This is a genomic window from Collinsella sp. LCP21S3_A9 (assembly GCF_052118785.1).
Lineage (GTDB): Bacteria > Actinomycetota > Coriobacteriia > Coriobacteriales > Coriobacteriaceae > Collinsella.
The window spans coordinates 13902-32370 of sequence record NZ_JBQKGN010000020.1 but is presented as its reverse complement, the minus strand read 5'-3'; the positions used below and the strand labels follow the sequence as shown (position 1 = coordinate 32370).

The 18469-nt window shown below is 56.4% G+C and carries 32 protein-coding genes; 29 read left to right on the top strand and 3 right to left on the bottom strand.

Annotated elements, in window-relative coordinates; genetic code table 11:
- Positions 1–63 precede the first annotated feature (63 nt).
- Positions 64–666 carry a hypothetical protein gene (locus ACTQ05_RS08000; RefSeq protein ID WP_441538755.1) on the top strand — a complete coding sequence of 201 codons (603 nt, stop codon included), beginning with the start codon at positions 64–66 and terminating at the stop codon, positions 664–666.
- Between the two features lie 115 nt (positions 667–781).
- Here ACTQ05_RS08000 and ACTQ05_RS07995 read toward each other — a convergent pair whose 3' ends face one another.
- The 3 genes from ACTQ05_RS07995 to ACTQ05_RS07985 form a co-directional block, all read right to left on the bottom strand.
- The gene (locus tag ACTQ05_RS07995; protein WP_441538754.1) at positions 782–2347 is read right to left on the bottom strand and encodes a recombinase family protein; all 1566 of its coding nucleotides are present in this window, start codon (positions 2345–2347) and stop codon (positions 782–784) included.
- Between the two features lie 81 nt (positions 2348–2428).
- The gene (locus ACTQ05_RS07990; RefSeq protein ID WP_441538752.1) at positions 2429–2722 is read right to left on the bottom strand and encodes a hypothetical protein; all 294 of its coding nucleotides are present in this window, start codon (positions 2720–2722) and stop codon (positions 2429–2431) included.
- 2 nt (positions 2723–2724) lie between these two features.
- Positions 2725–3051 carry a helix-turn-helix transcriptional regulator gene (locus tag ACTQ05_RS07985; protein ID WP_441538750.1) on the bottom strand — a complete coding sequence of 109 codons (327 nt, stop codon included), beginning with the start codon at positions 3049–3051 and terminating at the stop codon, positions 2725–2727.
- Between the two features lie 239 nt (positions 3052–3290).
- Here ACTQ05_RS07985 and ACTQ05_RS07980 point away from each other — a divergent pair, with 239 nt between their 5' ends.
- From ACTQ05_RS07980 to ACTQ05_RS07845, 28 genes are all read left to right on the top strand, one after another.
- Positions 3291–3512 carry a helix-turn-helix domain-containing protein gene (locus tag ACTQ05_RS07980; protein WP_441538748.1) on the top strand — a complete coding sequence of 74 codons (222 nt, stop codon included), beginning with the start codon at positions 3291–3293 and terminating at the stop codon, positions 3510–3512.
- Positions 3513–3514: 2 nt separating this feature from the next.
- A complete protein-coding gene (locus tag ACTQ05_RS07975) occupies positions 3515–3670 on the top strand; it encodes a hypothetical protein (protein ID WP_441538746.1) in 156 nt (51 codons plus the stop codon).
- 17 nt (positions 3671–3687) lie between these two features.
- Positions 3688–4086 (top strand): hypothetical protein, encoded by a 399-nt coding sequence (locus ACTQ05_RS07970; protein ID WP_441538745.1) that lies wholly within the window; start codon positions 3688–3690, stop codon positions 4084–4086.
- A 14-nt stretch (positions 4087–4100) separates the two neighbouring features.
- Positions 4101–4478, top strand: a complete 378-nt coding sequence (locus ACTQ05_RS07965) for a hypothetical protein (RefSeq protein WP_441538743.1) — start codon at positions 4101–4103, stop codon at positions 4476–4478.
- Position 4479: 1 nt separating this feature from the next.
- On the top strand, positions 4480–4740 hold the full coding sequence (locus tag ACTQ05_RS07960; protein WP_441538741.1) for a hypothetical protein: 261 nt from the start codon (positions 4480–4482) through the stop codon (positions 4738–4740).
- Between the two features lie 28 nt (positions 4741–4768).
- A complete protein-coding gene (locus ACTQ05_RS07955; protein ID WP_441538740.1) occupies positions 4769–4966 on the top strand; it encodes a hypothetical protein in 198 nt (65 codons plus the stop codon).
- Positions 4963–5403: a Lin1244/Lin1753 domain-containing protein gene (locus ACTQ05_RS07950; protein WP_441538739.1), complete on the top strand. Its 441-nt coding sequence runs from the start codon at positions 4963–4965 to the stop codon at positions 5401–5403. Before ACTQ05_RS07955 ends, ACTQ05_RS07950 begins: the two co-directional genes overlap by 4 nt.
- A gap of 480 nt (positions 5404–5883) precedes the next feature.
- On the top strand, positions 5884–6438 hold the full coding sequence (locus ACTQ05_RS07945) for a hypothetical protein (protein WP_441538737.1): 555 nt from the start codon (positions 5884–5886) through the stop codon (positions 6436–6438).
- A complete protein-coding gene (locus tag ACTQ05_RS07940) occupies positions 6422–6778 on the top strand; it encodes a hypothetical protein (protein WP_441538735.1) in 357 nt (118 codons plus the stop codon). The genes ACTQ05_RS07945 and ACTQ05_RS07940 overlap by 17 nt, the downstream gene beginning before the upstream one ends.
- A 353-nt stretch (positions 6779–7131) precedes the next feature.
- Entirely contained in the window at positions 7132–7455 is a 324-nt protein-coding gene (locus tag ACTQ05_RS07935; protein WP_441538733.1) for a DUF3310 domain-containing protein, read from the top strand.
- Positions 7452–7622, top strand: a complete 171-nt coding sequence (locus ACTQ05_RS07930; RefSeq protein WP_432316099.1) for a hypothetical protein — start codon at positions 7452–7454, stop codon at positions 7620–7622. The genes ACTQ05_RS07935 and ACTQ05_RS07930 overlap by 4 nt, the downstream gene beginning before the upstream one ends.
- Positions 7615–7809 carry a hypothetical protein gene (locus tag ACTQ05_RS07925; protein WP_441538731.1) on the top strand — a complete coding sequence of 65 codons (195 nt, stop codon included), beginning with the start codon at positions 7615–7617 and terminating at the stop codon, positions 7807–7809. The genes ACTQ05_RS07930 and ACTQ05_RS07925 overlap by 8 nt, the downstream gene beginning before the upstream one ends.
- Before the next feature lie 249 nt (positions 7810–8058).
- Complete coding sequence (locus tag ACTQ05_RS07920; protein ID WP_441538729.1) at positions 8059–9255, top strand: tyrosine-type recombinase/integrase; 1197 nt, start codon at positions 8059–8061, stop codon at positions 9253–9255.
- Positions 9256–9372: 117 nt separating this feature from the next.
- Positions 9373–9699: an integration host factor, actinobacterial type gene (mihF, locus tag ACTQ05_RS07915; protein WP_441538727.1), complete on the top strand. Its 327-nt coding sequence runs from the start codon at positions 9373–9375 to the stop codon at positions 9697–9699.
- Positions 9692–9919, top strand: coding sequence for a hypothetical protein (locus ACTQ05_RS07910; RefSeq protein ID WP_441538726.1), 228 nt, complete (start codon positions 9692–9694; stop codon positions 9917–9919). Before mihF ends, ACTQ05_RS07910 begins: the two co-directional genes overlap by 8 nt.
- On the top strand, positions 9916–10341 hold the full coding sequence (locus ACTQ05_RS07905; RefSeq protein ID WP_441538725.1) for a single-stranded DNA-binding protein: 426 nt from the start codon (positions 9916–9918) through the stop codon (positions 10339–10341). The genes ACTQ05_RS07910 and ACTQ05_RS07905 overlap by 4 nt, the downstream gene beginning before the upstream one ends.
- Positions 10342–10349: 8 nt before the next feature.
- A complete protein-coding gene (gene dut, locus ACTQ05_RS07900; protein ID WP_441538723.1) occupies positions 10350–10787 on the top strand; it encodes a dUTP diphosphatase in 438 nt (145 codons plus the stop codon).
- Positions 10788–10796: 9 nt separating this feature from the next.
- The gene (locus tag ACTQ05_RS07895) at positions 10797–11243 is read left to right on the top strand and encodes a hypothetical protein (RefSeq protein WP_441538721.1); all 447 of its coding nucleotides are present in this window, start codon (positions 10797–10799) and stop codon (positions 11241–11243) included.
- 115 nt (positions 11244–11358) lie between these two features.
- Positions 11359–11688, top strand: coding sequence for an HNH endonuclease (locus tag ACTQ05_RS07890; protein ID WP_441538719.1), 330 nt, complete (start codon positions 11359–11361; stop codon positions 11686–11688).
- A gap of 153 nt (positions 11689–11841) precedes the next feature.
- Positions 11842–12270 carry a hypothetical protein gene (locus ACTQ05_RS07885; protein WP_441538717.1) on the top strand — a complete coding sequence of 143 codons (429 nt, stop codon included), beginning with the start codon at positions 11842–11844 and terminating at the stop codon, positions 12268–12270.
- Positions 12263–13984, top strand: a complete 1722-nt coding sequence (locus tag ACTQ05_RS07880; protein WP_441538716.1) for a terminase large subunit — start codon at positions 12263–12265, stop codon at positions 13982–13984. Before ACTQ05_RS07885 ends, ACTQ05_RS07880 begins: the two co-directional genes overlap by 8 nt.
- Positions 13985–13986: 2 nt before the next feature.
- On the top strand, positions 13987–15246 hold the full coding sequence (locus ACTQ05_RS07875) for a phage portal protein (protein WP_441538714.1): 1260 nt from the start codon (positions 13987–13989) through the stop codon (positions 15244–15246).
- Positions 15227–15856 (top strand): HK97 family phage prohead protease, encoded by a 630-nt coding sequence (locus ACTQ05_RS07870; protein WP_441538712.1) that lies wholly within the window; start codon positions 15227–15229, stop codon positions 15854–15856. Before ACTQ05_RS07875 ends, ACTQ05_RS07870 begins: the two co-directional genes overlap by 20 nt.
- 13 nt (positions 15857–15869) lie before the next feature.
- The gene (locus ACTQ05_RS07865) at positions 15870–17123 is read left to right on the top strand and encodes a phage major capsid protein (RefSeq protein ID WP_441538710.1); all 1254 of its coding nucleotides are present in this window, start codon (positions 15870–15872) and stop codon (positions 17121–17123) included.
- Positions 17124–17137: 14 nt separating this feature from the next.
- On the top strand, positions 17138–17461 hold the full coding sequence (locus ACTQ05_RS07860; RefSeq protein WP_441538708.1) for a phage head-tail connector protein: 324 nt from the start codon (positions 17138–17140) through the stop codon (positions 17459–17461).
- A 10-nt stretch (positions 17462–17471) separates the two neighbouring features.
- A complete protein-coding gene (locus ACTQ05_RS07855) occupies positions 17472–17762 on the top strand; it encodes a hypothetical protein (protein WP_441538707.1) in 291 nt (96 codons plus the stop codon).
- Positions 17759–18139 carry a hypothetical protein gene (locus tag ACTQ05_RS07850; protein WP_441538705.1) on the top strand — a complete coding sequence of 127 codons (381 nt, stop codon included), beginning with the start codon at positions 17759–17761 and terminating at the stop codon, positions 18137–18139. Before ACTQ05_RS07855 ends, ACTQ05_RS07850 begins: the two co-directional genes overlap by 4 nt.
- Positions 18139–18468 (top strand): hypothetical protein, encoded by a 330-nt coding sequence (locus ACTQ05_RS07845; protein WP_441538703.1) that lies wholly within the window; start codon positions 18139–18141, stop codon positions 18466–18468. The genes ACTQ05_RS07850 and ACTQ05_RS07845 overlap by 1 nt, the downstream gene beginning before the upstream one ends.
- The last annotated feature ends 1 nt before the right edge of the window (position 18469 follow it).

Here is an 18469-nt window from a genome sequence, read left to right as displayed (position 1 = left end):
CGTGCCCCCTTCGTCGGTGATTTGTTGTTTAGTCGCTAGAAATCATATGACGGGGTATGGGCCGTGTTCCGCTATGCGGTTGTCAATTTGCGAAAGAAATTATGCGTCACCGATGGTGGATTCGGTGCCTGGAACAGCTGCGTCATCCATCAATACTCTTCTCACGGAAGATTGAACGGGTATGACAAATACCTCGATCTCGACATCGCATACATGGACAAGCAGGCATGGTTTAAGTACGTGCACGGCGAGCGCGTTGAGACTGGTGGCGCGGCTGAGAATTGTCCTGATGGCTCTACTGCAAATCTCGCGGCAGGGGTCATGCGCGGAGAGTACGGCAATGGAGACGAGCGTCGTAAGCGCCTAGGCTCTCGATATGATGAGGTGCAGGCGCTAATCAACCGCGTAAGCTCTTCCAGTGTCGACGATCTTGCCAAAGATGTGCTCAACGGAGTCTTCGGCAACGGCGATACGCGACGTGCTGTTCTTGGCTCGCGTTACGATGAAGTGCAGGCACGTGTCAACGCGCGCTCTTCAAGTGTTGACATCAACGCGCTCGCTCGTGCCGTGATTCGAGGTGAGTACGGTGACGGCAACGAGCGCCGCACCAAGCTCGGAGCAAACTTCGATGCAGTTCAAAAACGAGTAAACGAACTTCTTAAATAGCATGGAAATAAGCCCGCACCCTGTAATGGGGTGCGGGCTTTTTGCGTTTAGATGTCGAAGTAGAACTCTCGCCACTTATTAAGCTCTTCGTCGGTCATACACAAAGCAGACACATTTAAGATTTCTTGTTCGACGATTCGCAAAAAGTAATGACGGCAATCCAGTTCCGCGTTAGCTTGATTTCAACTGAGTTGGCATATATAGTGTTCGCAGTAAGTAGCTTCTGCTCCACCCGAGTTGAATTAGACGAACCCTTGTTTATCTGGGGTTCGTCTTTTTTTGTCGGCATAAAGTCGTCGTCCCAATTGTCAAAGCTGAAATAAATCTGAACCTCATCTCCGTCAATCTGGATGAATCGAATGAACGTGTCGATGATGTCATACGGATCTGAATTGGCGTCGAGCGTGTCGAGCCATTCAATGTAATCGTCAATCGTTAGCGCTTCGGCGCTCTCGGCTTCGAGTGCGGTTGCAAGCTCGTCCTTGAGTTCGCCTTGACGGGCTTTTAATTCATCTACCCTCTCCTTACCGCCGGGAGGGGCAAAGCCGTCCTCTATGGCTTGCCAGATGCGCTCAAATGCGGCATCAATGCGCTTAATCTCTGCCTTGATTCGCTCACTGTCTTTTGGCTCGTCGTTTTCGGCGGTCTCGGCGATCATCATTTCGAGCGTCGTGATAATGCGCTCGCGCACCTTTGTGTCTTTGATTGATTCCAGGATGGTATCCGTTACGGCATCCTCGATAACGTCGCGCCTAAATGTTCTACGGCATTTTGGACAGCGGTAGTAGTGGTAAACCTTGCCACTCTTTCCGGTTCCAGATGTGCCGACATACCAACGTCCGCATTCGCAGCAAAACATCTTTCCGCTCAGCGCGTACACGCGCTCACCGTCTTCCACACGGTGCTTGTGACCTCTGCCGTTGAGGATGTTGTTAATCTCTTCTTGTTCGCTGCGTGACCATATAGCAGGCATCCCGTTAGGTATGCGCACACCGGCGTAGTTGTACGTGCCGCAGTTCTGCTCGCGCATGAGCAGCTTCTTGATGGATCCGTGCGAGAAGGGCTTTCCTCTCCTTGAGCGCTCGGTCTTCACGGCGCGCTGGATGTCGGCAACGGTCGAACCGCTAAGTAGCATGTTTTTCATCTTGTGCATAACAGCGGCTTCGCGCTCGTTGATGACAAAGTGATCGTCTACGACATTCCATCCGTACAGGCGCTGGCCGCTCGCCATGCCACGTTGAGCGTTCTTCTGGATGCCATCACGTATGCGTTCGCTATCAACGGCACTCTCATACTCTGCAAGAACCTCGAGCATTCCGAGGTGCAGGACGCGCGTTGAGCCCTCGCCGAGCGTTTCTCCGGCGTATAGGATCTCAACGCCGGCCTTGTGCAGCATGATTCGCGCAAGAGCCATTTCATCGCGGTTGCGCATGATGCGCGTGACCTTGTAAATCACCACATAATCAAATAGCCCTTTTTGAGCGTCTTTTAGCATCTGCTGAAACTCGGTGCGGTCTGAGTTCCTGCCAGTTTTGGCGTAGTCGCTATAGATGCGCACGACAGTAAGGCCGCTCTCTACGCAAAACTCGCGGGACTTGTCGACCTGAATCTCAATGCTCTCGTCTCGCTGATTGTGCGAGCTGAAGCGCGCATAGATAGCCGCACGACTACCTTTTGTCATGGTATTATCACCTTGCCTTTTCATTTTTCTGGAATGGCGAGCCCTGCACTCGGTCTTGGCGGATTAGTGCAGGGCATTTTACTACCGATACGTAATGAGCGTGTCGTAGCGGTCTGATCCGCCGATTCCCTGATTGGGGACGGAGTTTGTCTCAACGCGAATAATTTCGAGTCCTTTATCCTGGAGTCCGTTGAGCACTGCGTTGATTTGCTCATTATATTTTTGGTCGGCACCGAAAACCTGACTGCTAAACGTCTGCCCAAATGAACGAATCAGCATCACGTGAATACGGCCGTCCGGCTCTGGAACAGATGCAATTGCTTTCTCGATCTCCTGACGGGCAACTTCCTCGCGCTGGTTCTTTATGAATCCCATTTTTATTCCTTTCTCGATTCACTTGCCGCCGCTTTTGCGGTCATCGCTATGTTCTTCTGCCATTGCGGTGAACTGTCGCGGTAGTTGTCTACGATCTGACGTTCATCATCTGATAGTGACTCTTGATTTCGGTCGCCTTCGTCCCAACTAAGAACGTCATTTGGCGAACATCCAAGGGCTAACGCACAATTCCATACCTGTTCTGCGTTCGGGAACGATTCACCGCGCTCCCATGAACCTACGGTGCGCATGGTAACTCCAACCGCTTCGGCAAATTCAGCTTGAGAAAGATGAAGCTTCTTTCTCATTTCCTTAATGGCAAGCTCCATTTTGCACCTCCAATTAGGTAGCTTTCTGCCGTGTATTCTAATCCGCTTAACGGCTATAGGCAAATATTTTCTTATTTTCCTCTTGCAATAGGAAGGAACTCGCTTATACTGCAATGCGAGTCAGGAAGGAATCTTCCTACTTGGCAAATATTCCTAGGGTAAACCCAAGGAATATACGGGTTGGCTACTTGACAAGCAAGTAGCCAAATATTGGCTCAATGCAGAAAGGAGGAAACGTAATGGGTTTCAACAAGGAGGTGTTTGCGGCGAACTTGCGAGCAGCTCGAGCGAAGCTCGATATCTCGCAGGATGAGTTCGCAAAGCGCGTCGGTATTTCCAAAGATTCCGTCGTGAAATACGAGAGCGGTGAAGGCTACATCCCTGGCGCTGACAAGATCATGTCTATCTGCCGCGTTGCGCACATCAGCCCAAATGAGCTTATGGGTTGGCAGGAGAAGTAACTATGGCAGACCTGTTTGCAGACCTCTTTTTAGGAGTTGCACTCATTGCCGGCATCTGGACTTATCTGGAAAGCGCCATCGAACTTGGCATTAAACGCGGCATCCAGAGAGACATGAAGAACATCACGATCAAGGTCAACACCTACGACCACAGATAGGAAAGGAGGGGTTTCAGATGCATGAAACCAAGACGGAAACCGTTGGTTTGCGTGGCGGTTCTGGACGCTCGCGAGCGTCGAAGACCATCGAGCGCATTCCAGCGCCGGTTCCATATGAGAGCCACCGAAGCTACGCAAGCCAGCAAAAAGAAGAAGCCCGCGCACGTCGGCAAACGCGCACGGGCAAGCGTCAAAACTGTGCGAGTGATGACGATCATATTTTAACAGGAAAACCCTTGGTTATCCGTTGGTTTGTATACGTTTTTGCAGCCCTGTTCATGTGCGGGATTATCCCCATGGCAATCGCAGGCGGCCTCATCACCTTCTGCGAGACATACCACTGCGAATGGCTCATCTTCGTGCTTTGCGGTGCAGTCATCTGGCTTATCTTCCGCATCATCGAGCGTGATATCTAATGGATCTCGATAACATGGCACAGCCGATTGAGAGCGTCATCGCCCAGGAGAAGATGGCCGTCTATCCGATGCCGCTCAGGCTCCAAGACCGCGCCGAGCTTTTCAAGAAGTGGTGCGAGCTCAACCCAAAGACGCTCCGCAGCATCGAGTTAACGGCCCTGGCTATCGATAAGCGCGGTATGCGCGTGTCGACCAAGTACCTCATCGAGAAGCAGCGTTACGAAGGCTCATACAAGCTCGTCGGCGTTCCGTTCGTGGACGGCAACGGGGAAGAGCACGTCTACGGCATAAACAATACGGATACGCCGCTGCTAAGCCGTTGGCTTCTCGACAATCATCCCGATCTGAATATCGAGACGCGCAAGTCCATCTATGACACCAAGGAGAGCTGACATGACAACGACGTTACAGGTGGTCGAGCATTTCAAGGACATCACACGATATGCCACCAAGAACAAAGGAAAGATCAGGCTGAAGAACGCTGAGACCGACGAGACTATCGAGCTTGACGAGCTGCTCGCCTCGGCCGTTATGGTCGCGACCCTGGCCTATGCCGCGACCATCATCGACGGCACCTGCGAGATCTGCGATGCCGAAGTGGGGCACATGTCAATCATCATGCTCGCCGCCGATATCTATGCCCGCGACCTCTAGCCAGCCGAGCCTGTTCGACGATCCGCCCATGCCTGAGCCGTATCGGTGCGACTACGAGTGCGGAGTACTCGACGAGGGCAGCGAAAAGCCCAAGAGCAAATGCACGTTTCGCGGGTCTGTCGTTTGGACTAACTGCCGCGAGTGCGGTCACTGCCTATGGGACGGCTGGTGGCAGCGCGGCACGTGCGATGGCCTGTCTATCGAGGATGGAGGTGAAGAGGAATGATTACCAAGGATGTGCGCGACAAAGCCCAGGAGCCGATGGCATGGTTCCAGCACGACTCAAACTCCGCGCAAGACCAGAAGTGCCAAAGGCTGCTGTTCCGCTACGGAAACGCCGGATACGGGGCTTTCTGGCGCATTTGCGAGATTCTGGCGAACACCACGACGCACTCGTTGCCGGTCGATACCGACGAGGACTGGTTGATTCTCGCGGAGCAGATCGGGATGCGCAAGGCGGGTGCCTTCGACGATATGTCGAGCGTCGAGGACTGCCGCGATTTCATCAGCTGCCTGCTGGAGATCGGCTTGCTAAACCGGGACGGAAAAGGCCGCATCGAGAGTGCGCGAATGCAAAAAAACGCTCTCTATTTCGGCATGCAAAGGGCGAACGGAGCCAAGGGCGGCAGGCCGAAGAAGAACAAAACAGAGCCAACGGAATAGCAGGTCAAAGGCGGTGAACTGGACAATGGAGCATGAAAGCGTAGCTAAACCATCGGTTTTAGATTGGCTAAACCCTAACAATACAGTACATAACAATACAGGGCGGGTTTTTGGGTTTGGGTCTTTAGACCCTAACCCAAAGCCAAAAACCCGCAACTTGCTTGTGGCGTTATGTAACAAGGAAGTCTTACTTTCTTTGCTTCTTTCTTTACCGACCTTTAATTTCGCGCCTGATTTTCGAGTTTTCGCGCTTCTGTAACTTAAGTTCTCAACAGCTTTTCAACAGGTTTTCAACAGTTGTAATAGTTTTCAACAAATGGACGGTGATGCAAATGCCGTTTGGTAGCTACATCAACAAGATCAGGGTCAAGCGATGCCCGTATTGCGGTATCGACCGACCAAGGGATTGGTTCATCAAAGAGCGCAGCGCCTGCTGGAAGTGCAGAGCGCTCAAGAAGGACGCAAGGGAGGTGAAGGAAATTGAGCGAGAAAAGCAGCGCAACGCTTCGTCAAATCACGCGTGAGGACATCGAGTTTCTTTCTGCGCTCCAAGACGAACTGAACACGCAGCCGCATCAATGCCAGGCAGATCCACGCTTTTGGGTTGTCATGACGCACAGATATCGCCCGGTGTGCGATGGATACGACAGCGTTGACCGCGTGGCGATACTCGATGAAAGCTCAGAAGTCCTTGAATACATGACGCCAGACGAAGCCGTTCGAGCCGCTCTTGAAGATGGAACTGAAGGTACGGGCTGTCTGGGTTCGATGTATTACGTTGACCGTTGGTGCCGCGACAAAGGCAGGCGTGCGCATTTCGAGACAAAGGAAGAGTGCATAGCGGAAAACACGATGTTTCTGACGCTCCGTGAAGCGCAGGAGCACATCCAGCGGAACGGCTATCACTACACAGACCCTCACACCTATGGCATGACCGCATGGCGTTCACCTCAAGTCGAACGGCTTTACGAGATTTTGCATGAGGTCGATTTCTCGCAACTGCTGGAGGTGGCGAGCGATGACCAACAAGGATAGCCGCGTTTTGCGCCTGCTCGAACCGCATGGCGAGCCCGACATCATTGAATGCGACGGAAGGCTGTACGTGCCCGACAAAGAGTGCGAGTACATCCCGGAGGAATTCGAAACCCGTTGGGACGATGAAAACCAGTGCTTGCGAATTGAGAAGCCTTCCGATGATTGCGGTTGCTTCACGTGCTCTGAATGCGGTGAAGAGCTGAAGTTCGACTGCGATGGAGCATGCAGCTGGTTTGAGTCTGAATACCCGTACAAGCCAATCGGATTGAAATACTGCCCTGGATGCCGCGCAAGGGTTCTGTTTCCGCATCCATGGCTTGATAAGGAGGTAGAGGAATGAGCGTAGAGGAAGATCGCCAGAAGATTGTATCCGAGCTCAGGCGTACTGCAAATGACAGCCTTGACGGCAAGAGCTTTCAGAAGCGCCTGGCTGAAATCTGCAAAGCGGAAGACTCGTCCTGGCGCGGAACGATGCGAAGGGTCGCAGACCTCGCGGAACGGAAGACGTGCCGCTATGTCAGAACTGACCACTGCACCATGCGTTGCAGCGTGTGCGGTCGCGAGGTCGAGAGGTTTCATCCCGAGCATAGGTTTTGCGTGAAGTGCGGCTCCTATATCGAACCCGAGCCGTGGACAAGGAGTTTTAGGCCGGCTGATTTTGAATCCGCCGACACAGAGGAAGGTCGATAGGAAATGACAGCATACGTCAAGCGAGTCGGCGATCTGACTGAGCCTGTTGAGCTCAGCGCTGCGCAGGTTGCCGAGAAGATGACCTCGACGGTCGATTCTGAGTTCGACCCAGTAATCAAGCCTTCGCATTACGCGGGGCACACCGGCATCGATTGCAAGACTGCTTTGGAGTCTATGCTTGGAACCGAAGCGTACGTGTCCCATATGCAGGCGTGCGCGTTTAAGTACATCTGGCGATGGCGTGACAAGAACGGCATCGAAGACCTCAAGAAGGCACGCGAGTGCATCGACAACATGATCAGCTCGATTGAGGGTGATGGGCAATGACCACCGTGAAGCTCAACTTCGAGCTAGAGGACAAAGAACACAACGTCAAGACCGCTGATGTAGAGGAAGCGGCCAAGCGGTTCACGACCTCGCTGCTCTTCCTGATTCACGCGTTCGGCGTCAATGGCGTGTCGGTGAAGATCGTGAGGGATGACGGCGATGAGTAGGTACGGAAAGTATCACGTCCTGGATAACCTCTGCACGGTCTCACAGGACATGAGCAGGCGCATCCTGACGTGCGAGCGCCGTGGCCGCAACAACGTGATGGTCAGCTACGAAGACATGGTTATGTGGTCTGACATCGTGTCTGACGCTATCGAGGTTATCAATGAGAAGGGCGAGAAAGATGACTGAGAGTCCAGGCCATGCCGTCAACAGAATCATTAAGGACTTTGGTGATGCTTTCACATCCGCTTTGCGTGGAAAGGGAAACTTCTTCTATGAGGTTTCGCACGCGATGAACCGTGCGCATAGGGAATGGGTCAAGTTCGAGAAGCGCTGCGTGAAGTATAGCGATCCTAAATGGCAGCGCCGGTATACAAAGGCGCTCAAGCGGTCGCGCAGGAACGTCGCCTATCTGAAGCGCACCGGCAGGTGCCGGTAATGGGCATCGAGGTCAAGCGCGACGCAAAGGGCGTTTGGTACGCGCAGCCCTATCTGGGCACGAATCCGGATGGTAAGCAGATCAGGCCGCGCCGCAGCTTCCCCGAAGCCTCCACGCGCGCCCAGGCTCAGGAATTGGCGAACCGATGGCTCTCAGATATCTCCGCCGGCGGCAAGGTGCAGAGCGTCGTTATCGCCGATTTGCTGTACGCCTACATCGACGAGCGCCGCGCCAAGGGCGTGAGCCCTTACACGGTTAAGCGCTGGAAACTGTTCACGCGAAGCTATGTAGGCAGGTATCTCAAGGGCAAGTCGGTTCTCGACCTTGGTGTGATGGAGTTCAACGAGTTCGAGACGCGCCTGCTGCTGCCGAAGGACAAGCGCGGTCAGGGTCTGTCGCGAAACACGGTACGCAGCGTGCATTTCTTCCTTCGTGGTGCATATAACCACTGGATCAAGGCTGGGGTGTGCGAGACCAACCCGCTCTTCTACGTTGATCCGCCGCACGAGGACAAGCACGAGGCCGTTGCGCTCGACGAGTGGGATTACCCGAGTCTTGACGAAGCGATAATGACAGCGCTGCATCCAGCCGAAACAACGGAAAAGACCATGAGGGAAGCAGCGTACGCCTTCGCCGCATGGCTTGCGCTGCACACCGGGATGCGCGTCGGCGAGGTTTGCGCGATGCGCAGGAGGGACGTGTCGAAGCGCATGGGATACCTCCACGTCTGCGGCAAGATCGTCGAGCTTGACGGCGGCGGCGTCGAGCGCGTGGACGTTACCAAGGGCCGTAAGAGTCGCAACGTCTCCATGACGGAGCGTGAGCTTGAGACGATCTTCGGCTTTATCGAGCTTCAGGACGGCTTTACGGACGTGTTCACACCGAACATGCCGCTGGTGTCCTTTGACGGCTTCTTCATGCGTCCCACGACCGTCTCAAAGGCTTTCAGCCGCCTGCGCGACCGTCTGGGGCTGCCGAAGGGATGCACCTTCCACAGCCTTAGACATACGCACGCCACGTGGCTTCTCGCCAACGGAGCGAACCTCAAGGACATCGCCGAGCGCTTCGGCCATGCGAACGAAGCCACGACGCTCAAGCTCTACGCCCACGCGATGCCCGGACGCGACCAGAGAGCCGCCGAGGTGTTCGACAAGTTCACCGACGAGCTTCGAGGAGGGACTGTAAACGATGTGTAAACGGCTCGGCTTCGACCATTTGCGCATCGTCACGAAAAAGGAAGGTCAGACCGCAAAACCATCGGTTTGGCAAAGGTTATCCGCCGTATTTCAAGTAAGAATCAGGAGATATTGAAAATGGTACCGAAATTGACTGCCGAGCAGCGGCGTGCAGCCCTCGATAAGGGGATGCAGATCAGTATTAAGAGAGCAGAGTACAAGGCCAAGCTTAAGAACGGCTTGATGTCCATTGAGCAGTTCTTTGAGTTGGCAGACTGCGGAGACAAGGCTGCATCGGGCATGCGTGTCTACTCGCTTCTCACTTCGCTGCCTGGGTATGGCGAAGTCAGATCGCGCCAGCTCATGAACGAACTCCGCATCGCACAAGGACGCAAGGTCAATGGTCTTGGAACCACGCAGCGTGCAAGGCTTCTGTCGATTCTGGCCGGTGATGACGATGCTTAAGAACCGACCGCACAAGGTGAAGAGGGTCTTGTCGCTGGTCTTCACCGTCCTCATGTTCGTGCTGCTCTCCGTTATTCTCTTCGTGTCGTTCTGCATCATCGAGGCGACCGTGATGCTGTTCACCGGCGGCGCGTTCTCGATGCTCTTTCCGGCAATCGCGACCGTGGCTATGCTCTTCGCGCTTATCGCACTCGCTATCGTGAGCGGTGGTGCCGCATGAGCGCCGAGAGCCTGAACACCTGCACGCTGAGCGGCAACATCGGTAACGATGCCGAGGTGCGCTACACCAAGGGCGGCACGCCCATCACGTCATTCTCGCTCGCCGTCAACCGCCGCCGCCGAACACAAGACGGCAGCTACGAGGACGAGACGAGCTGGGTCGACTGCACGCTGTTCGGAAAGCGCGGGGAAGCCCTGCAAGCAAACGGCTACCTGCACAAGGGCGCACGGATCGCCATCACCGGTCACCTGCGAATGGCCGTCTGGGAAGCGGAAGGTAAGCGCCACCGCAAGCTGGAGGTCATCGTCGACAACATCATCGGCATGACCAGCTACCGGCAACCGCAAACCCAGCAGCCGCAGCAGGCACCTCAACCGCAGGTCAACGCACCTGAACTTTACGACGAAGACATTCCGTTTTAGGAGGAAAAATGTACGGACGAAAGATGAACGTGAAGGTGATGGACGGATCGGAGCTGCCGCGCTATGCGCACGAGGGTGACGCTGGCTTCGATATGTGCCTCACCGAGGACTGCCGCCTTGAGCCAAACGCCCGCGCCATTGTCGGCCTTGGCTGCGCGTTCGAGATTCCGAGCGGATGTGTCGTCCTGCTCTTCCCGCGCTCCGGTCTTGCTAGCAACCACGGCGTGACGCTCAGCCACGGTGTCGGCGTTATCGACAGCTGCTATCGCGGCGAGGTCAGCGCACCGCTCGTCAACCTCAGCTGCGATATCGTCAACCTGCCGAAGGGCTCGCGCATCTGCCAGATGGTCATCGTGCCGTACGTGCCGTGTCAGCTCGTCGAGGTCGACGAGCTCACGGACACCGAGCGCGGAACCGATGGCATCGGCTCCACTGGCATCGAGTAGGCGAAGCGCGTGGATGCCAAGGAGTATTTCGAAGCAATCCGCGAGGAAGTGAAGGCCATCGAGGGCACGAGGGAAATGCTGGAAAGGCTCAGGGCGAGGGAAGGAGCGAAAGCCCAGAGCTACAGCGGCGGCGGTGGCGGCTGGTATGCCGACCCGATGGATGCAATCAATGGCCGAATCGACTTAGAGGGCAGGTTCGAGCGGCGCATCGCCGACAGCTCAGCCGCCATAGATGAAGCGTGCGCGGTGCTCTATGGCAGTGACAGCCGCGGCGGTCTCGCAAGGCAGAAGGGCAACCGATATGCCGACGCGATCTGCATGGGTTACTGTCAGGCCATGCCGTGGACTGAGGTGGCAGCCGTCATGCAGTGCTCACCGAAGTGGTGCCGAGAGCTGTGCAACGCCGCGTTCAGGTACATCGACGCAGTTGGCATGGCATGGCTGAAAGAAAATTGAAATCGGTACTTCCCTTCAGTTCCCGCCTTGTGCTAAAGTTCGATACGGTGGATTAGGTAAGCAAAAGGGACACGGGCTCCGGCTCGCGTCCCTTTTTTGTTGGGAAGGCGCGGCAATGGCTAAGGGCTTCTCGTATCGCTTCTACCATTCGACTGACTGGGAGCACGCCCGCGAGCGGGCTCTACAGCGTGATGCCTACCTGTGCCAGCACTGCTTGGCACAGGGCATCGCAACACCTGCGGTCATGGTGCATCACATCGTCGAGCTGACTCCGGAGAACATCAACGATCCGAACATCAGCACTGACCCTAAGAACCTTGTCAGCCTTTGCGACCTGTGCCACAAGAAGGTGCACGGATGGGTAAGGCAGGGCAGCACAAGGCAAGGGCTGGTCTTTGACGAGGACGGCAACTTGATTTCACTGGACAGCGAACACACAGACTGAGCACAATCAACTGCTCACAAAACAAGGACAACAAAACAGAAGGTCAGAGCGCCGAGCAATCCCCCCATTCGAAAACCTAGGCTAGTGGCCTAGGGCACCAACGCCGGGAGATAAATTTATGCGCGCAGAAGTTCACAGAACGGGGGTGGTCTTGTGGCAAAGAGAAAAGTGTGCGAAAGTACCGAGATTTCGCCGAAAGTTGCGAAAAGTCCACCGAATCGAAGCGGGCAGACGATACAGGCGCGCTACCAAAGCGAGCTCAAGAAGCTCCAGCGTCTCACCAAAGACGTGATTCCCGACGATAGGCGCAACGCAATCATGCCGCTGATGTCGAACATCGCGTTTCTGAAGGTCAAGCTCGACCAGGCTCGCAACGAGTTGATGGGGGAGAGCATTTTTACGACGTACGACAACGGTGGAGGACAATCAGGAGTTCGCGAGCATCCCGGTTTCTCCGCCTACAACAAGCTGTTCACAACGTTCTCGCGCGGCATCAAGCAGATCACCGACATGATGCCGAACGGAAGCACCGCCGCAGACGCGCTGGCGGAATATCTGAACGAGACGAGGTTCGGTGGCTAGGAAGAAGGCCGCTGGATCGTGTGAGAATGCCATCAGAGAGTATTTCGGCGGCGTTCTCGACGGAACCATTACCGCCTGCGAGAAGATTCAGCAGGTGGCTGCGCATGTCCTGCGCGATATGGACAACTCAGACCCTCTGTACCCTTACCATTTCCGCGAGGAATACGCGGCGAAGCACGTCAACTTCATCGAGCGCTTCTGCCGGCTGCCGTCCGGCAAGCTCGGTCATGCTTTCAAACTGGAGCTGTTCCAGCGGGCAATCCTGTCGGTCATCTTCGGCTTCGTAGATGTCGAGGGTAAGCGCCAGTACCGCGAAGTGCTCTGGATCATGGGTCGAAAGAACGGCAAGACCGCGCTGTCATCTGCCGTCGAGCTGGACTTGCTCATCAATGACGATGAGGGCGCGCCGGAAGTCTACAACGTAGCGACTGCACACGACCAGGCGGCCAAGGGCTTCAACAATGCCTGGCGCATGGTGATGACATCACCGGCTCTTGGCAGGCACGTGCGAAAGCGCGTGAGCGATCTCTACTGCGACCTCAACATGGGGTCGATTAAGGCGCTGAGCGCCAACACCAACCACCTAGACGGTCTCGATATATCCGGTGCCATCGTTGACGAGCTTGCGGCAATGAAGAACCGCGACCTCTACGACCTCACGATTCAGGGCACTTCCGCGCGCCGGCAACCGCTGGTGCTGGAGATCACCACGAACGGATTCGTGCGCAACGGCATCTTCGATGCACAGTACGGATACGCCGTGAAGTGGCTGGACGGTCAGGCAACAGGCGAGAAGGCCGAGCGCTTCATCGCTTTCATCTACGAGCTCGACGAGCGTGAGGAATGGCAGGACGAATCCGCATGGGTTAAGGCAAATCCCGGACTCGGGACGATCAAGAGCCTAAACAGCCTTCGTCAGAACGTGAGCAAGGCCAAGGACGATCCGACATTCCTGCCGACGCTCTTGGTCAAAGACTTCAACCTTATCGAGAACCAGAGCCAAGCATGGCTCACGTGGGATGAGATACACAATGACGAGACGTTCGACCCGGCAGACGGGTCGTTCTCCTACGCGGTTCTCGGTGTCGACGCATCGGACACAACCGACCTTACGGCGGCGTGCCTGCTGATGATGAGACCTGGCGATGAGCGCATCTACGCTATGCACATGGCTTGGATTCCGCTCCGTGCGCTTGAGCAGGCTGAGGCAGAAGGTCGACGCGGCGGTCGTGACGGCGTTCCATACGACGCGTGGATTGCGCGCGGCCTGCTGCGAACCTCCGCGACGCCGATTATCGACAAGCGCGAGGTGCTCGATTGGGTCGACGAGATACGCGAGAAATACGGTATCTACGCCGTCGCATGCGGCTACGACCCGTGGCACATGCGAGACGTGCCCACGGTGGAAGCCTACGAGGGATATTTCGGCGCTGACAATTTCAAGAAGGTCATCCAAGGCGCTCAGACGCTTTCAATGCCAATGAAGGAACTGCGAGCGCTCTACAAGGAGAACCGCATCGTAGACAACTCAAACCCGATCGCCGAATGGTGCCGCTCGAACGTTGCGGTGCGAACCGACGCGAACGGCAACCTAGCGCCTGACAAGAAGAACCAAGACCCGCGCAACCGAATCGATGCGTGGGCAGCGGAGTGCGACGCATTCGTCGTGCTCAAGGACATGATGGACGATTTCAAAAGCATGATTGGGGGTTAGCCGTGGCGAAACTAACGTCGGTGTTCCGCTCCATGTTCGATGCCGTCTTCCACAAGCCGATCATGAAGGCGGTCGACGGGTATTTCCAGACATTCACGGCGTACGCGCCGCGTTTCAGCACGTGGAGCGGCGGCATCTACGAAGCCGAGCTGACGAGAAGCATCATCGAGCGCAACGCAGACCATGCGAGCAAACTCAAGCCGGAGGTCACCGGCACCGCGCAATGTGCCGCAACGCGGTCGCTTGAATGGAAACCAAACCCTTGGATGACGACGCCGCAGTTCCTGCACCGCGTCTCGACGATGCTCGATGTGTGCGACACGTGCCTCATCGTGCCGATAACCGGTGCCGACATGGTAACCATCGTTGGATACTACCCGGTTCTGCCTGGTCAGTGCGAGGCATACGATGTCGGCGGCCAACTCTGGCTCAAGCTGTCGTTCGGCGGTGGCGATCAGACGCTAATCGAGTGGTCGCGCGTCGGCGTGCTGACAAGGCATCAGTTCAAGAGCGACCTTTTCGGAGACGGCACCGATGTGCTCCGTCCCACGCTGGAGCTGATGCACGCGCAGGTGGAAGCCGAGAAGACCGCAATCGAGCAGGGCGCTGCCATTCGATTCATTGGAAAGATGAGCCAGAACCGCAACCCCGAAGACCTCGAAAAGGCTCGCAAAGAGTTCAACAAGCAGCTCGGTACCGCAAACGCCGGCGGAATCGCCGTGTATGACAACAAGTACAACGACGTGAAGCAGATCGCGCCGCAGAACTACACGGTCGACGCTGCGCAGATGGAGCGAATCGAGAAAGCCGCATACCGTTTCTTCGGCAGCAACGAAGATATCGTCATGAACAAGGCCGACGAGGACACATACAATGCCTTCTACGAGGGTCGAACCGAGGTCTTCGCCGTGCAGCTGGGATACGTGCTCACCTGCATGACGTTCACGCCGAACGAGATCGCGCACGGAAACTCAATCATGTTCAGCGCGAACCGACTTGAGTTCGCGAGTAACCAGACGAAGCTCAACGTGAGCACATCGCTATACGACCGTGGAGTCATGACAGGCAATCAGGTCGCGGACGTGTTCCAGCTACCGCACTACGAGGGCGGCGACCGCCATGTCATTCGCGGCGAGTACATCGACCTTGACCTGATCAGCGAGCACACATTGGAACAGGCTGCGAAGGCAGCAGAGACGAACGCGAATATCGCAAAAATCGACGGAAAGGACGGCGATGCCGATGCCGGCGAAACCGAATGAACGCCAGTACCGTTCAATGGCGATGGTGCTGCGTAGCGTTGATGGAGGCCAAGGCCGTGAGAAGCGCATCGATTCCGACTGCTATGTAGAGGGATACGCTTCGACCTTCAACGATCCGTATGTCTTGTGGGAAGACCCATTTGACGGCACTGAGTATCGAGAGGTCATCAGCCCAGATGCCTTCGCAGATACTGACATGAGCGACATCATCATGCAATTCGACCACTGCGGCGATGTCTTGGCGCGCCTGTCAAACGGCACTCTGGTTGTCGAACCAGATGAGCATGGACTGTTTATCGCGGCTGACCTCTCAAAGTCAGTTGCCGCCCGCAGCAGATTTGAGGAAATCGACAACGGCCTCGTGACCCGTATGTCGTGGGCGTTCACTATCGGCGCGTCCGAGTACGACAGGGATACGCACACCACGACCATCACGAGGGTCAAGAAGATTTATGACGTGTCGGCGGTGAGCCTACCGGCTGACCCAAACACCGAAATAAGTGCAAGAAACCTTCTCAGCGGAGTGATTGAGAAGTCGCGCGGGGAGCACGCGCGCCGAAGGAACGCGCTCATCCGTGCGCGTGCAGTAATGGCAATCGCCAACAACTAGAAAGGGAACAAACATGACACTTGAAGAGATGCTGAAAGAGCTTCAGGCACTCGTCGACAAGTACAGCGATGACACCGACCCGTCCGATGAGGATGCCGCCCGCATGGCAGAGCTCACCAACGAGATCAACCAGATCCGTGCCCAGATCGACCAGACCGCGAAGACCCGCGCCTCCGCAGTGGCGGCCGCCCGCGCCGCCATCGACAACGGCACCGCCCAGCGCATCGATTCCGTCCCGCTGGCTCGATCCGCGAACAACTTCGGCACCGGTGCGGTCTACGACACGACCGACTACGCCGCAGCCGAGCGCCGCGCCTGGGTTAAGGACATCGCCGAGCGCTCGGGTGTCCAGCTGGTAGAGGGTTACGCGCTGACCGACGCTGAGCGCGCCGCGCAGAACCGCGCCATGGAGCAGCGAGCCGAGTTCAACCACACGACGGTCAACACCGGTTCCGTCATTCCCGTCGAGCTGCAAAACGAGATCATCTCGCTCATCGACAACACCTCCGTTCTGTGGGGCGACATGCCGAAGCAGAACTTCCCCCATCAGTTCGAAATCATCCGCCAAAAGGCCATCGCGGCGGGCGACGCCGCCAAGACCGACGAGGGCGCGGCACCGACCGACTACGAGAAGAACACGTTCGATACGCTCAAGTTCGAGGGCGTCGAGATCAAGAAGACCCTGAAGATGAGCCGCCGCATGGCCGTCCAGAGCGTCGCGTCCTTCGAGTCTTACCTCATCAGCGAGATCGCCGCCCGCCTGTCCGTTGCCTGCAACTCCCATGCCCATGCACGCCTGGCAGATGCGTCTTACGGCATGGACGAGACGAACAAAATTAAGACTTCCACGGCCAATGCGCTCAAGAAAGCCGACCTCGCCGGTCTGCTCTCCAAGCTCTATACCTATGGCAACGCAGCGCCAAAGGGTGCCGTCATCTACGCCAACAACAATGTCATCTGGAACTACATCGCCATGCTCGAGGACGGCAACGGGCGCTCCTATTTCGTCGACGAGAAGAACGCCGACCCGTCCGTCGAGGGCCACATCTTCGGCAAGCTGGTCAAGCGCGACGATTCCATCTCCGACGGTGTGATCATCGCCGGCTATCCCGACCTGTTCAAGGGCAATGTCTTTGACGGCCCCGATGTGATGCCCTACATCGCGCCCGACGGAAGCCAGAAACGCTGCTTTGACGGTTACGAGCTCATCGACTGCGGCCTTGCCGTGCCCAAGGCGTTCGCACAGCTGACCATCAAGACTGCGTAAGGAGGTCTCGTGCCATGGCAGACAAGAAGAAGCAGAAGCAATGCATTCTCGATGCCTGCCGCGCCACGCTCCGCATCCCGGCATTCTGCAACGATTACGACGATGAGATCGTCGATGTCATCGAAGCCGCCCGCGCCGAGCTTGTCGCGGGCGGCGTCAGGCCGGAGAAGGCGGCAGACGATGACGATGGCCGCATTCGCCTTGCCATCAAGGTCTACGTCAAGGCCAACTTCGGGCTGGACAACCCGGACGCCGACGGCTTCATGAAGTCGTTCGAATGCATGCTCACGTCGATGAGCGGCGATTCGCTCTACAGGGCGGAGCCGAGAGATGAGTAGGTGGTCTGGGGTGTGCACGCTCATCGCGACCGAGACAGAGCGCGATGAGAAAGGCGTCCCGCACAGGAAGGAACGCCGCAGGCGCGTGCCGTGCAACGTCTTCTCGATGAGCGCGGCAACCTATTACGTCGCTGCACAGGCGGGCGTGAAACCGCAGGCGGTAATTGAGATGCGCTCGTGCGCATATTCCGGCGAAACCCTCGTCGAGTTCGGCGGCGTGACGTACTCGGTCGACAGCCGGCTCATAAGCGGCGCGGACAACATCCGGCTCACGCTTGTCGAGAGGACTGGTGACCGATGAGCGGCGTCAATATCGACGATCTCGCCGAGATTATCGTCAACGACATGCAGGACGTGATCGACGATGACGTTGAGGCTCTGGAGGGAAACGCCCGCGCCGCAGGACGTAAGGCGGTCAGGCTGCTGCGCGAGCGAAGCCGTAAGCGCGTCCACCACGGGGGCAGTTACGCGAAGGCTTGGACGTCTGATGTTGAGACCGACGAGACAGGCACGATCTGCACCGTGCACAACCGGCAGTACCAGCTGACGCATCTGCTTGAGAAGGGTCACGCCATCGCAAACCAGAGCGGCAGGTATCCCGGGCACGTAGCGGGCGACCATGTGATCGATGGCGTCTACAACGAGGTCGCTGCGGAGTTCGCGAAAGGCGGCGAATGATGAAGACACTGGATGATCTTGTCGGCATTCTCAAGTCGTTCGGGCTTCCGTTCAGCAACGGCTCGTTCCTGGCTGACGAGCGGCCTGTGCCGCCGTACATCGAGATTGAAGCCGGTTACTCAGAAGCCGTCTTTGCTGACAACGTGACGCATATCAGGTGGATGCCGTACGACTGCGCGCTTTACTGCTCCGAGCGAGACTACGAGCTTGAGCAGCGCATCGAATCTGCATTGGATGCTGCCGAATTCGCCTACACGAAAACCGTGACGGCGATCGACGGAGAGGGCGTCATTGAGACAGCCTACGAGATTAACGTGATTGAATATTAAG